A 14217-nucleotide genomic window follows, 5' to 3' on the forward strand; every position below is an offset into this window, starting at 1 on the left:
ATCCCTGAATGACAGCCTGTCTGCCTGTTCCCTGCCTAATTCTCTGCCTGCCTTGACGACAGACTGCCGGCTACTCTTCTTCCTGCGGGATCGACATGGGATAAATACCGGAGAAACAGCCGGTGCAGTAGCCATTATCATGATCCAGCGCTTTAAGCAGCCCCGGTTCGGAGATAAATTCCAGGGAGTCAGCTCCGATTTCCTGACGAATCTCTTCCTTGGACTTCACGGCGGCAATCAGGTGTTCGCGGTAGGGCGTATCGATGCCAAAGTAGCAGGGATGCTGCACCATGGGCGAGGATACCCGGAAATGGATCTCCCTGGCTCCGGCAAAGCGCAGGGTTTCAATGAGTTTGCGGCTGGTGGTTCCGCGCACGATGGAATCATCGATCAGCACCACTCGTTTGCCTTCCACGACACTACGCATGGCATTGAGCTTAATGTTGACTGCTTTCTCTCTCAATTCCTGAGAGGGGGCGATGAAGGTACGGCCGATGTATTTATTTTTGACAAATCCGGTGTCGAACGGAATGCCGGAATGTCTGGAAAAGCCGAGGGCGGCAGCTATGCCTGAGTCGGGCACGCCGATGACCAGATCCGCTTCCACGGGATGCTCATCATACAGGGTGGCACCCATGCGCAGTCGGGCATCGTAAACGCTGACGCCGTCCATAGTCGAATCGGGCCGGGCGAAATAGATGTATTCAAAGGAACACACGCGGTGCTGGGTCTTTTCGGAGTATTTGATGGATGTGACCTGATCCTTCTCAATAATGACCATTTCGCCCGGCTCAATGTCGCGAACGATCCGGGCACCAATGACGTCAAGGGCGCAGGATTCAGATGCCAGAACATAATTGTCTTCCGTCTTTCCAAGAATCAGCGGGCGGATGCCGTAGGGATCCCGGATTCCGATCAGATATTCGCCCATTGTCATGGTCAGGGCAAACGCTCCTTTGATGACATTCAGCGTTTCCTTCAGGCTTCGGATCAGATCCTTGTTGCCGCTGCGGACAATCAGGTTCAGGATCACTTCGGAATCGATGGTGGTCTGGAACATGGTTCCGGAATCTTCGAGCAGTTCACGCAGAATTCCGGCATTTACCAGAGTTCCGTTATGGGCGATGCACATCTGGCCCAGGCGGGATTTTCCCACCAGGGGCTGCGCGTTGATGACGCTGGATTCGCCGCTGGTGGAGTAGCGCACATGACCGATGGCGATATCTCCGCGCAGTTCCTGGATGTCCTGGTTGTTGAAAACATCCTGAACCAGGCCCATGCTTTTCTTTAAAATAATCTCGCCGTTGAGGTTGCTGGCGATTCCCGCCGACTCCTGACCGCGGTGCTGGAGGGCATACAATCCGTAGTAGACTTTCTCCGCGACATCCCGGCCGGAAAAGGAATTGATTCCAAAGACGCCGCACTCCTCGTGCAGTTTATCATCATCTTCTTTGTTGAGAAAAATCATCTGGATACCTTCTTTGTAATGCGTCCGAGCATTTCCACATACGCTTCCCTGACGTTGCCCAGGTCGCGCCGGAACCGGTCTTTATCGAGCTTTTCGCGGGTAACGGCATCCCAGAACCGGCAGGTATCCGGAGAAATCTCGTCGGCGAGTATGATGTTGCCCTGGCTGTCCTTGCCGAATTCAAGCTTGAAATCGACAAGAATCACATTCTGTTCCAGGAAGAAAGCTTTCAGAATTTCATTGATTTTCGCGGTGATGGCGTAGATGGCATCCAGCTCCTCGCGGGTAGCCGCTCCAATGGCAATGGCATGATAATCGTTGATCAGCGGATCGCCCAGGGAGTCATCCTTGTAGCTGAGCTCAAAGACCGTGGTCAGAAGTTCTCTGCCCTCGACCAGACCGAGGCGCTTGGCCATGGAGCCCGCCGCCAGATTGCGGACGATAACTTCCAGCGGGATAATCCGGACTTTTTTGCAAAGCTGTTCCCGTTCATTGAGCTGTTCCACAAAATGCGTCGGAATCCCACTTTCGTTCAGCATGGTGAAAATGGCTGAAGTAATGGAATTGTTCAACACTCCCTTGTCTTCAATCTGACCTTTCTTCTCGCCGTTGAATGCCGTCGCGTCATCTTTATAATGAATGATAACGAGATCTTCCTTGTCGCTTGCGTAAACCTTCTTGGCTTTTCCCTCGTAGAGCTGCTCCAGTTTCTTTGCCATGATTAATATTCCACCTTTCCGTTATTTTCTTTTAAAAAGTTCTCTTTCATTGAACTGCGATAGTCATTCAGCCGCTGAGCGACCTCGGGGTACTTGACTCCCAGGATCTGAGCCGCCAGCATGCCGGCGTTGGCGGCATTGTTAATGCCAACGGTCGCTACCGGAATCTGCTTCGGCATCTGGACGATGGACAGGAGAGCATCCAGTCCTTCCAGGGCTCCCTTGAGCGGGACTCCGATGACCGGCTTGACCGTGAGCGATGCGATCACTCCCGGCAGATGGGCCGCCAGACCGGCTCCGGCGATAAATACTTCCGTCCCCTCTTCTTCCAGCCGCCGGATGGTGGCATGGAGCTGTTCAGGCACGCGATGGGCTGACAGCACGTAGCTTTCACTTTCGATCCCCAGGTCTGTGAGGATGTCATAGGCTTTTTTCATGATGTCCTGATCGGACCGGCTTCCAAAAATGATTCCAACTTTCATCAATTACCTCTCCTGTATGTTCTTTTTCGTCAATCCGATTCGGATCACAGCAGCTATATTCCCCCGGTTTTCGTCTTCCGGGATAACTCTTACTTTCGTCTGAAATAATCCACACCGGCCTGGAACAGCTTCATGTCAAACTCTCCGGGATAGTTCCGGAACAGGCCTTCCTGCCAGCGTTCATTGTGCCCCATCTTACCCAGAACACGGCCATTGGGGGAAATAATGCCTTCGATGGCCAGCAGTGATCCGTTGGGATTGTGGGGCTGGGCCATGGTCGCATTTCCTGATGGATCGCAGTACTGAGTGATGATCTGACCGTTCTGTTTTAATTGCTCCAGTACGTCTGAGGGAGCCATGAACCGTCCTTCTCCGTGAGAGATCGGCACCGAGAACACTTCACCCGGCCGGACATAGGCAAGCCAGGGGGAAGCGTTGGAGGCAACGCGAACTCTGGAAATTGTGTCCATATGTCGTCCGATCTCGTTGGAAGCGAGCATCGGCATGTCCTCTCGCGGCTCGACGATGCGGCCGTACGGGAGCAGGCCCAGCCGGACCAAAGCCTGGAATCCGTTGCAGATACCCAGAATCAGTCCCTGGCGAACCTCCAGCAGATCTTGAATGGCTGAGGCGATTTCCGGATTGCGCAGGACGTTGGCAATGAATTTGCCCGATCCGTCCGGTTCATCGCCTGCGGAGAAGCCGCCGGGAATCATGAGAATCTGGCTCCGGCGAATCTCGCGGGCCAGGTCCCCGACCGATTGCCGGATGTCTGCCTGATCGCGGTTGCGGAAGACAAACACTGACGGATCGGCTCCTGCCTTGCGGAATGCTCTGGCCAGGTCGTACTCGCAGTTGGACCCGGGGAACACGGTAATCAGAACCCTGGGGCACTCCATGGCTGCAGGTGCTGGATCCGAAGGAGCGACCTTCGGGCCGGCGAGGTTTTCGACCGCGTCGCCATCTTTGCGGCTGCGGCGGAAAACAGGACTCAGCCTCCGGTGAGCCGCTTCGCGGGTTTCAGCCGCGGTGAGTTCGATTCCGTTGAGGCACAGTCTGCCTGAAGGATTCGCAGTGCCCAGGCGCTGGGGCTGAATGTCATAAGAAGACGCCAGGACAAGCCATTGAGCTTCCAGAGCCGGGTCGATTTCCAGCAGGAAGTCGGCTGGCCGGCGTTCAAAGTACGGTTTAATCAAGGTGACGTCCATCCCGGCCTGGTTGCCCCAGGCCATGTTGAGCAGCGTCATCACGCTGCCGCGGGCGGTGGTGTCACAGGCCAGAATCATATTCTGTTCATTGGCTGCCTGAATCAGCCGGGAAGCTGCCAGCAACTGTGCCGCCTCGGGGTATCCATCGGCCCCGGTAGTCACCACCTGGTACAGGATGCCGCTGCCCTTCAGTGCATTGGACAGAACCCGTTCTCCCGGCATCGTGTTGACCGCGAAGGAAATCAGCGTGGGCGGAACATGGATCTCACCAAAGGTGCCGCTCATGGAATCTTTTCCGCCAATCGCCGGCGTTCCGAAATCCAGCTGAGCCTTCAATGCCCCCAGCAGCGATTTCATGGGCTTGCCCCAAGTGACCGCCGAGTTGCCCAGCTTTTGGAAATATTCCTGAAAAGACAGTCTGGCGTTGTCAATTCCGGCTCCGGAAGCCGCCATCTTGCCTAATGATTCAACGACGGCCAGATAGGCTCCTTTGAACTGATCTGCCTGAGAAACGAAAGGATCAAAGCCGTAGGTCATGACGCTGGCATCCCTGGATACGGCATCGCCGACCGGAATAAGCGCTGCCATGTGAGACGCTTCGGTCTCCTGATCACGTCCGCCATAAGGCAGAGTGACTGTGGCACATCCATTGGTGGAGTCGAACAGTTCGTGGAGGCTTTTCTGACTTTGGTTATTCAGCTGATCCAGTTCGTTCAGAATTCGTTCCCGGGTCAATTCACCCGAGGCTTCGCCGGGGAGCAGACCTGCCGGTTCAATGACAACCGCCTGATACTGACTGGCACCGGCCGAGTCAAGAAAACTGCGCTTGAGATCGACGACGGTCTGACCACGCCAGTTCATCACCAGCCGGGCGTCGTCCGTCACCGTTGCAATGACTGCAGATTCGAGGTTTTCCTGGTCCAGATAGCCGGTGAATTCAGCAAGATCAGCCGGTGTGATGACCATGGCCATTCGTTCCTGAGATTCTGAGACCGCTGTTTCGGTGGCGGTCAGTCCCTGATACTTCAATGGCACCTGATCCAGATCGATGGCCAGGCCTTCAGCCAGTTCGCCCACGGCAACGCTGACGCCGCCGGCACCAAAGTCATTGCAGCGCTTGATGAGACGGCGCGCTGCATCGTTGCGCAGCAGACGCTGGAGCTTGCGCTCGGTGGGAGCATTTCCCTTTTGGACTTCAGCTCCGGAGGTTTCCATGGAGGTCACGTCATGGATCTTGGAAGAACCGGTGGCACCACCAACTCCGTCGCGTCCGGTCCGACCGCCGACCAGAAGAACGACATCGCCGGCCTGGGGCTGTTTGCGAACCACACTGTGAACGGGTGCGGATCCAATGACAGCACCCACTTCCATGCGTTTCGCTACATACCCGGGATGGTAAATTTCATGAACTACCCCTGCTGCCAGACCGATCTGATTGCCATAGCTGGAGTAGCCGCGAGCCGCCTGAAGGGAAATGGTCTTCTGCGGCAGCTTGCCGGCCAATGTCTGAGCCGGATCCTGCGTCGGATCCATTGCCCCGGTGACGCGCATGGCCTGATAGACATAAGCCCGACCGGCCAAAGGATCCCGGATTGCTCCACCCAGGCAGGTTGCCGCCCCGCCGAAGGGTTCGATTTCAGTCGGATGATTATGGGTTTCGTTCTTGAACTGAATAATGGTAGGTTCTGTACCTTCCTCTGTGCGGAGGGAGCGAATGATGCTGCAGGCGTTGATTTCTTCTGACTCATCCAGATCCGTCACCTGGCCGGATGCTTTCAACGCCTTTGTCCCGATGGTGGCCAGTTCCATCAGCGTCTGCGGCCGGCTGGCCCTGCCCAGTCTCTCACGCAGAGCACAGTACATTTGATAGGCTGCCTCTTCCTGCTCGGTTCCCGGAAGGAACTCGACGCCGGTCAGTTCAGTCTGGAACGTCGTATGCCGGCAGTGATCCGACCAGTAGGTATCCAGCACCTTAAGTTCCGTTTCGTTGGGATCGCGTCCTTCAGCCAGGAAGTATTCCTGAATGCAGGCCAGATCAGCCAGACTCATGGCCAGCTGGCGGCTGTCATAGAATTCCTTCAGTCCGGACTCATCCAGTTTGCTGAAGCCGGCATAGACAGGGGGAAGATTGCGATCCGGCAGAGAATCCTGGAATGCAGCAGCCAGACTGCCTTCCCGCATTTCCACTGGATTAATCAGCGTTTTTCGGATGGCTGCGCGCTGCTCGGCCGTCAGCTCTTCGCCAAAAACAATCAGAGTTTGAAATTTCACTTTCGCGTTGAAATTTCCATAAATCAGCTGCAGACATTCTTCTGCCGCATTGGCTCTCATGTCGAACTGACCCGGCAGCAGCTCGGTGATGAGATATGGATTGTTTTGTGCCGCTTCCTCCAAAGAGAAATAGATCTGATCGGCATTCTTGTCGGCAAAAACTTTATATATGGAATCACGATACTCATCTTTTGAAAGGTTGGCCATTAAATATCGATTAATGACTCGAACCCGCGCGCGGCATAATCCGGAATCATTTAACTCCCTGGTCAGGGCGTCGCTTTGGATCTCCAGACCCGGTTTTTTTTCGACATACACCTCGAAATGCTCCTGCATGATTTCCTCCTTAACATAGCGAACTATTAACACATTAATCATATTAAATAATCGTCTATAGGTCAACATTAAACCACTAATCTTCGTTAATCGTTCGGTACATACCTTATTCTTTTCACATTTTGCCTGAATGACTGATTTTATCCAATAGATTCAGATCATAGAAAGCAACTTCCCCAACGACTCCATTTGAATCCGGATTCAGACCAAATCCCCGGATGGCCCAAGCCTTTCCCGTGATACCATCAAGGTTCGTCAGGTTGTGCCGTCGGAAAAGCACAAGGAGCGAGCGAATGAGGCTGCAGGAACAGCCAGTCATCCGCCGTGATCTGCGGGTCAAGCTGTGAAATGCCGCGCTGAATCCAACCGTGATTCAGTAAATCACTCCTTCCCATCAGCTTCCCGACAGGCGCTTAACTCCCCCTGGCCGCTTCATACCGTTCGGCGCCGGCTTCGTTATGTTCAGAACACTGCTTGCTTCCATCCATCGCCTGCTACTTTTTCGCCCAATGACGGTTGTTTTCGTCCGAAGGCTGGTTCTTTTCGTCCGGTGAGTGACCCAGTCAGAGCAGGATGCTATATAATGAAATGGAGTAGGATACACGGGCGGAAGGTTCCGCCGTAATCGAGGTGAACAATGAATTTTTTAAAAGCAGCTGCCGTCTGTTCTAAAGTATCTGTGGCCAACCCGGCTGCCAATGCAGCGGAAATTATAACCCTGCTGGAACAACTGAATGAGAAGAAAATATCGGTCGCAGTATTTCCTGAGCTCTGCGTCACGGGATACACCTGCGGAGATTTGTTCTTACAGGATCAGCTCCTGGAGGAATCGGATCTGGCCTTGAACAAAATTCGGAAAGCCTCATCAGGGAGCAATCTGTTTTTTGCTGTCGGCGCTCCGATCCGGATTGGCCGTCGTCTCTACAACTGTGCCGTTGCCATGCAGAATGGCCGGATCCTGGGAATCGTCCCCAAAAGTTATCTGCCCAATTCCAATGAATTTTACGAAAAGCGCTGGTTTTCACCGGCTGAACTGGCTGAACCAATCCAGTCCATTTCCTGGGGTGCGGATGAGATTCCGTTTGGCCGCCTGTTGTTCCAGAGCCAGGGAGTCACCTTGGGCATCGAGCTGTGCGAGGATCTTTGGGCACCGTCTCCCCCATCGACGGATCTCGCACTGGCCGGTGCCCAGGTGATTTTGAACCTGTCAGCGTCCAATGAACTCATTGCAAAGTCAGACTATCGCCGCAGCTTAATCCAGAATCAGAGTGCCCGGCTACTGGGAGCCTACCTTTATGCTTCCACCGGGGTTCATGAATCCTCGACGGATGTGGTGTTCTCAGGACACCTGCTTATTGCTGAAAACGGCGTGATTCTGGCGGAAAACGAGCGGTTTCAGCTGGACAGCGAATGGATTCATGGCTGGATTGATGCCGACCGGCTGAACAATGAACGTCGGCGCTCCACCAGCATGGCGGACAGCGTGGCCCGAACCACTTATCAGACGGTTTCCTTTGATCTGGTCCAACCGGACCTGACCGGGTTTGACCGCCCGGTGGATCCCACGCCGTTTATTCCGCGAGATGATTCCGATATGGTCCGGCGGTGCCGGGAGATCTTTGCCATTCAGGCCCATGGGCTGGCCAAGCGGCTTCGGGCCATCGGAACCAACCACTGCGTCATCGGCATTTCCGGCGGTCTGGATTCGACCCTCGCTCTTCTGGTCATCCAGAAAGCCCTGCGAATCAACGGAGCGAACCCATCTGCCATCCTTACCGTTACCATGCCGGGCTTCGGGACCACGGACCGGACGTATCAGAATGCCATCAGCCTGTGCCGGGAAATGGGAACCGATCTGAGGGAGATCAACATTGTGGAGGCCTCTCTGCAGCACTTCCGGGATATCGGACATGATCCGGCCCAGCACGACGCCACCTATGAAAATACCCAGGCACGCGAGCGGACTCAGATTCTGATGGATCTGGCAAACAAGGAAGGCGGGATTGTGGTGGGAACCGGTGATTTATCCGAACTGGCCCTGGGCTGGGCAACCTACAATGGCGACCACATGAGCATGTATGGTGTCAATGCCTCCGTTCCCAAGACTCTGGTTCGCTATCTGGTACGCTACGCAGCCGTCCATGAATCCCCTGAATCGGTTCGCCGGATTCTGGAAGACATCCTGGATACTCCGGTATCACCGGAACTGCTGCCGAAAGCTCAGAATGGTGAAATCGCTCAGAAAACCGAAGATCTGATCGGACCATATGAGCTGCATGATTTCTTCCTGTACCATATGATGCGCTACGGGGCAACCCCGGAAAAAATCGCCTTTCTGGCTGGCCACGCATTCCGGGACCGCTATTCCAGCGACATCATCCATCACTGGCTGAACGTGTTCATCCGACGGTTTTTCACCAATCAGTTCAAGCGCTCCGCATTGCCCGATGGTCCCAAGGTCGGTTCCGTCGCGCTGTCCCCCCGAGGAGACTGGAAAATGCCCTCCGATGTCACCTGGAGGGCCTGGATGAAGGATTGAGAGCCCTTCGCCGCCCCGAATGTTGATGATAAAAATTACACTTTAATATGGTATTAATTACTACATCGTGTTAAAATACAGTTATTGTGTTTTCAGATGAGTCACAAATCAGTTGAAAGAGGTGAAGAACAGCATGTGGTTTAACAAATCCACAGAACAGGTCCTGTCGGAGCTGAATGTCGACCTTGAACAAGGTCTCTCCAGCGAAGAAGTGGCCAAACGGCTTGAACAGTACGGTTACAACCGTCTGCCCGAGCAGAAGCGGAAATCGATCCTGTCGATGTTCCTCGCGCAGCTTCAGGATACGATGATCTATATCCTGCTTGCCGCCACGGTTTTATCCGCCTTCATGGGCGACTATGCCGAAGCCGTCATTATTATCGTCGTCGTACTCCTGAATGCTGTCATCGGCGTTTTCCAGGAAAACAAGGCCGAGCAGGCCATGGAAGCCCTCAAGAAGCTCACCACGCCGCGGGCTTATGTTCGCCGCAACGGGCAGGTCGTTGAAGTCGACTCACAGGAAATTGTACCCGGCGATATCGTCGAAATCGATGCCGGCCGGTTTATTCCGGCGGATCTGCGACTGATCGAATCCTCCAATCTGCAGATTGAGGAATCCGCCCTGACCGGTGAATCCGTACCTTCGGAAAAATACGCCAGCTTTGTCGCTGATACCGATAATCTGCCCCTGGGCGACCGTAAGAACATGGCGTTCATGACCACTCTTGCCACCTACGGCCGCGGTGTCGGTGTCGTTGTTGCCAATGCCGTTGAATCTGAAATCGGAAAAATCGCGAAGATTCTGGAAGAAGATAATGAAGAAATGACCCCACTGCAGAAGCGTCTGGATCATTTCGGAAAAATCCTCGGATTTATCTGTCTGGGCGTTGCCGGTGTCATGCTCGTTGTGGGAATCCTGCAGAATCGCGGAGCCAAAGACATGCTTCTGACTGCCATCTCTCTGGCTGTCGCAGCCATTCCCGAAGGACTCCCTGCCATTGTCGCGATTGTTCTGGCGCTGGGCGTTACCCGAATGAGCAAAAACAATGCCATTGTCAAAAAACTGCCTTCCGTTGAAACATTAGGTTCTGTTAATGTCATCTGTTCTGATAAAACCGGAACGCTGACCCAGAACAAAATGACAGTCGTGAAGTCTTACACCTACGAGAACATGCATCAGATCGACGCGGACATCAATCAAGTTGAATCCGATGAAGATGAACGCATGCTCGTTAAATCTTTCGTTCTGTGCTCCGATGCTACTGCCAACCCCGAACAGACTACCGGTGACCCGACGGAAATTGCCTTTATTGTTTACGGCAACCGGATCGGATTAACCAAGGAAGCCTTGAACAAGGAATTCCCGCGAGTTTCCGAAAAGCCGTTTGATTCCGACCGAAAACTCATGAGCACCTGCAACCGGGAATACGACCGGTATGTTGTCCATACAAAAGGTGCTGTGGATAATCTGCTCAAGATCTCCACCAAAGCCTATGTCGATGGCAGAGTAGTACCCATGACCAGCCAGATTCGGGATACCTATCTGGCCGAAGCGGAGAACCTGAGTAATGAAGCCCTGCGTGTCCTGGGTGCCGCCTACAAGTTCATCGACCATGTGGCTGAACCTGAAGAAATGGAACATGACCTGATATTCCTTGGCATGGTCGGCATGATCGACCCGCCCAGACTGGAAGTCAAGGATTCCGTCGCCATCGCCAAGCGGGCCGGCGTTAAGACCATCATGATCACCGGAGATCATAAAAACACCGCTGTCGCGATTGCGAAAGAACTTGGCATCGCGGATAAAAAGGAACAGGCGCTTACCGGTTCCGAAATTGAAGAAATGGATGAAGCGGAATTCATTGAAAACATCAACAACTGGCGTGTCTTTGCCCGTGTCTCACCGGAACATAAGGTCAAAATTGTCCGGGCGTTCAAGAGCCATGGCAACATCGTCTCCATGACCGGTGACGGAGTCAATGACGCACCGTCCCTGAAATTCGCTGACATCGGTGTCGCCATGGGCATCACCGGAACGGACGTCAGCAAAGGCGCTGCCGATATGATTCTGACTGACGACAACTTCACCACGATTGTCCGCGCAGTCGAAGAAGGCAGAAATATTTATGCCAACATTAAGAAAGCTGTCATCTTCCTCCTGTCCTGCAACCTTGGTGAGATCATCTCGATCTTCTTCGCAGTCCTTCTGGGCTGGCCCATTCCCCTGCTGGCAACTCAGATTCTCTGGGTCAATCTGGTGACGGATACCTTCCCGGCGATTTCTCTGGGCGTAGATCCTGGCGATCCGGATGCCATGCTGAAAAAGCCGAGAAATCCCAAGGACAGCTTCTTCTCCAACGGAGCAGGCGTTCGTGCAATTATCGGCGGTACCCTCATCGGTCTGCTGACGCTTGGTGCTTTTGTCTGGGGTCTGATGGAACGCGGTGTTCCTTTCTCCCAGATGACCTCCGACCTCGAACACAATGATGCGCTGGTTTATGCCAGAACCATGGCCTTTGTCGTGCTGGCTGCGTCCCAGCTGTTCTACTCACTGTCCATGCGCAACCCGATCAAGAGCATATTCCAGGTCGGTCTGTTCAGCAATATCTATCTGGCTGGATCCATTGTTTTGGGACTGCTGCTTCAGCTTGTCGTTATTGAAGTGCCCTTCCTGGCCAACGCTTTCGGGGTACATGCCCTGCCGGCCAAGGACTGGCTGATCGTCATCGGCTTTGCGCTCATCCCGCTGGCGGTCAATGAACTGATCAAAGCCATTGAGCGGATCTTTGACAAAGACCACTCCGATAACGAATTCTAACATCAAATCCTTTGTGAATGCTGCCTTGCGCAAGGCAGCATTCTTTTTTCATTTTCGTGGGTATCATTGACTTACCGTTCCGTCACAGCCCGTATTCCCTCCCCTGGTCTGAGCCCGCAGGCGGTAGCATGAATTCCAGGCTCATGCTGAGCATCCGGTCTCTTCAATCTTATTGACTTCTCTCCGTCAACAAAAGAACAGGTGCCGATCTCCGATTTGAGAGACGGCACCTGTTCTTCGGTCGAAAATAGATCATTATTTGATTTTAAAAAACCATGGTGTTCATTCCTGGTTCTTGTGGGGTATAGATCCTATCGATGGTCGCACCGATTAGTGAATGATCCGGTAAATCCGGTCGGACAGGAATTCCGCGATTTGCTCGAGAGCCTGCACTTCCCTCTCGGAAAAACGATTCAGGGAGGGACTGTCACAGTCTATGACAGCGATCACCTCGCCCTGATAGAAGACGGGAACGACAATTTCAGATCGGGAGGCACTGTCACAGGCAATATGACCCGGAAATTCATCCACATCGGCCACACGCATGCTCTTCTTCTGTTCGACAGCAGTACCGCAGACCCCCTCTCCGATCTTGATCCGGCTGCAGGCCGGTTTCCCCTGGAACGGACCAAGAACCAGCTCCTGGTTTCGGATCAGATAGTAACCGATCCAGTTGATATCCTCCAGATAAGCTTCCATGATTGCGGTCGCGTTGCACACGAGTGCCAGCGGATCCGATTCCCCTTCAGCCTGCGCTTTGATAACACGTACCATGCTGTCCATTTTTTGATCGAGTGTCAATCCCGTATTCTTAACGCTTATCATCTTCGTTTCCCTTCTTCAGGTGCGTGCCGGTTTCGTCCTGGTAGACTTTCCCCGTCTTCATCAAGTTGCCCAGCGCGATTTTGAAATAATTCTTTGAAGTATTGAACCGCTGCTTGATTTCTTCGGGCGTGCTGCGGTCATTGTATGGGATTGAACCGCCTTCGGCCCGCAGCGCACTGAGAATTTCCTGCTTCAGATCCTGACGTTCCTTCTTCAGTTCACTGCGCAGAGTCAGGGATGGCTTGCCGTCATCCAGGAACTTCAGGATTCTCGCCTCAATCACATCGCCCGGCTGGACATCCGTGAAAAATTCATCCTTGAACAGGATCGCTTTGTAGGTATCATTGATGGCGGCCTGAAGCGCGCCGTTCTGCTGACGGCCGACAATCCTTGCCGTCACGGTATCGTTGCGCTCAAATGTCCCTTCCGGAGGGAGTTCCAGAGCTCCACTGACATCGGTGGTGGCACACAGCCGGTCCGTTTTATCAACATATAACTTAAATAAGTATTCTTTGCCGGTTTCGATGAGATATTTCTGTTCTTTCTTTGGAACAAATACATCTCGTTCCAGGCCGATGTTGATAAAGGAACCACTTTGATTGGATCCCACGACTTTCAGTTTTCTTACTTCTCCCACTCGGATGAGCGGCTCCTTCATGGTGGCAATGATCCGATCTTCGGAATCCCGATAGATGAAGACCGGGATGATTTCTCCCAGCTCAACTTTCTGTGTCATGCTGCCAGCCGGCAGAAGCACATCATCGCTGGTATTGCCGGTTCCGGCGTCCAGATACACGCCGAACGGGGCTTCCCGCTTGACGCTCATTTCATTGACTTCGCCCAGTTTATAATTCATGCTGATGCTCCTTTGCTAATTCAGAATAATGGAGGGCTGAGATGCGATTGGCCTCTACTTCCTCCGATGTGATGTCTCTGCGATATTTGGCGGGTGAACCGAACCACACCTGGCCGTCGGGAATGATGGTTCCCTGGGTTACCAGACTGCCTGCTCCAACGATGCAGTTCTCACCGACGATTACGTCATCCAGCAAAATGGCTCCCATACCAATCAATGAATTGTATCCAATTTGTAAATTATGAATCATTGCCTGGTGGCCTATGGTTACATAATTTCCAATATGTAACTCTTTGTTGGGATCACAGTGAACCATCGAGAGGTCCTGTATATTGGTATACATTCCGATCGAAACAGGACCGTCTCCGCGAAGAACTGCGTTATACCATATGCTGCTGTGGTCTTCCAGGCTGACCTGCCCGGAAAGCCGAACTCCTTCCGCCACAAAACAGGAGGAAGGCGCTGTGATCTGATCTCTTGAATTCATGTGAAAGCTCCTTTGAATGATTGTCCTATCATGATATTATCATACTTTAAGAGTCCTTCGATAGAAGGTTTCCAGTGTTCGAGCACTTTCTTATTGTTCACATAATAAACCGTACTCCAAGGGCCGAATTTGGATTCGTTTTACATATGACACAAGAATTAGTATGACTTTCGCAACTACATGCCTGTCTTTCGCAATTAGATTGCGA

The 14217-nt window shown here is 53.0% G+C and carries 9 protein-coding genes; 2 read left to right on the plus strand and 7 right to left on the minus strand.

Annotation, left to right across the window (positions count from 1 at the left end):
• Positions 1–70: 70 nt before the first annotated feature.
• From purF to P6M73_RS09605, 4 genes are all read right to left on the minus strand, one after another.
• Positions 71–1468: an amidophosphoribosyltransferase gene (gene purF, locus P6M73_RS09590; protein ID WP_277852836.1), complete on the minus strand. Its 1398-nt coding sequence runs from the start codon at positions 1466–1468 to the stop codon at positions 71–73.
• Positions 1465–2187 (minus strand): phosphoribosylaminoimidazolesuccinocarboxamide synthase, encoded by a 723-nt coding sequence (gene purC, locus P6M73_RS09595; protein WP_277852837.1) that lies wholly within the window; start codon positions 2185–2187, stop codon positions 1465–1467. The genes purF and purC overlap by 4 nt, the downstream gene beginning before the upstream one ends.
• Positions 2188–2189: 2 nt before the next feature.
• Entirely contained in the window at positions 2190–2669 is a 480-nt protein-coding gene (gene purE, locus P6M73_RS09600) for a 5-(carboxyamino)imidazole ribonucleotide mutase (protein WP_277852838.1), read from the minus strand.
• Between the two features lie 89 nt (positions 2670–2758).
• The gene (locus tag P6M73_RS09605) at positions 2759–6484 is read right to left on the minus strand and encodes a phosphoribosylformylglycinamidine synthase (RefSeq protein ID WP_277852839.1); all 3726 of its coding nucleotides are present in this window, start codon (positions 6482–6484) and stop codon (positions 2759–2761) included.
• A gap of 637 nt (positions 6485–7121) precedes the next feature.
• On the opposite strand from P6M73_RS09605, the gene P6M73_RS09610 reads away from it, so the two are divergent.
• Complete coding sequence (locus P6M73_RS09610) at positions 7122–9023, plus strand: NAD(+) synthase (RefSeq protein ID WP_277852840.1); 1902 nt, start codon at positions 7122–7124, stop codon at positions 9021–9023.
• Positions 9024–9156: 133 nt separating this feature from the next.
• Positions 9157–11841, plus strand: a complete 2685-nt coding sequence (locus P6M73_RS09615; protein WP_277852841.1) for a cation-translocating P-type ATPase — start codon at positions 9157–9159, stop codon at positions 11839–11841.
• Between the two features lie 330 nt (positions 11842–12171).
• Here P6M73_RS09615 and P6M73_RS09620 read toward each other — a convergent pair whose 3' ends face one another.
• The 3 genes from P6M73_RS09620 to P6M73_RS09630 are packed head-to-tail and all read right to left on the minus strand — an operon-like array spanning position 12172 to position 14009.
• A complete protein-coding gene (locus P6M73_RS09620) occupies positions 12172–12666 on the minus strand; it encodes a GAF domain-containing protein (protein ID WP_277852842.1) in 495 nt (164 codons plus the stop codon).
• Entirely contained in the window at positions 12653–13522 is an 870-nt protein-coding gene (locus P6M73_RS09625) for a CvfB family protein (protein ID WP_277852843.1), read from the minus strand. Before P6M73_RS09625 ends, P6M73_RS09620 begins: the two co-directional genes overlap by 14 nt.
• On the minus strand, positions 13512–14009 hold the full coding sequence (locus tag P6M73_RS09630) for a gamma carbonic anhydrase family protein (RefSeq protein ID WP_277852844.1): 498 nt from the start codon (positions 14007–14009) through the stop codon (positions 13512–13514). The genes P6M73_RS09625 and P6M73_RS09630 overlap by 11 nt, the downstream gene beginning before the upstream one ends.
• Between the last annotated feature and the right edge of the window lie 208 nt (positions 14010–14217).

The sequence above is a fragment of the Anaerococcoides asporogena genome (assembly GCF_029590275.1).
In the GTDB taxonomy this organism is placed as follows: Bacteria; Bacillota; Clostridia; order Clostridiales; family Clostridiaceae; genus JG1575.

What these genes read in the sequence shown, in the direction of transcription:
- P6M73_RS09630 (WP_277852844.1), bottom strand. Translation starts at nt 14,009, where the DNA reads ATGAATTCAAGAGATCAGATCACAGCGCCTTCCTCCTGTTTTGTGGCG.
- P6M73_RS09605 (WP_277852839.1), bottom strand. Translation starts at nt 6,484, where the DNA reads ATGCAGGAGCATTTCGAGGTGTATGTCGAAAAAAAACCGGGTCTGGAG.
- P6M73_RS09615 (WP_277852841.1), top strand. Translation starts at nt 9,157, where the DNA reads ATGTGGTTTAACAAATCCACAGAACAGGTCCTGTCGGAGCTGAATGTC.
- P6M73_RS09610 (WP_277852840.1), top strand. Translation starts at nt 7,122, where the DNA reads ATGAATTTTTTAAAAGCAGCTGCCGTCTGTTCTAAAGTATCTGTGGCC.
- purE (WP_277852838.1), bottom strand. Translation starts at nt 2,669, where the DNA reads ATGAAAGTTGGAATCATTTTTGGAAGCCGGTCCGATCAGGACATCATG.
- P6M73_RS09620 (WP_277852842.1), bottom strand. Translation starts at nt 12,666, where the DNA reads ATGATAAGCGTTAAGAATACGGGATTGACACTCGATCAAAAAATGGAC.
- purF (WP_277852836.1), bottom strand. Translation starts at nt 1,468, where the DNA reads ATGATTTTTCTCAACAAAGAAGATGATGATAAACTGCACGAGGAGTGC.
- P6M73_RS09625 (WP_277852843.1), bottom strand. Translation starts at nt 13,522, where the DNA reads ATGAATTATAAACTGGGCGAAGTCAATGAAATGAGCGTCAAGCGGGAA.
- purC (WP_277852837.1), bottom strand. Translation starts at nt 2,187, where the DNA reads ATGGCAAAGAAACTGGAGCAGCTCTACGAGGGAAAAGCCAAGAAGGTT.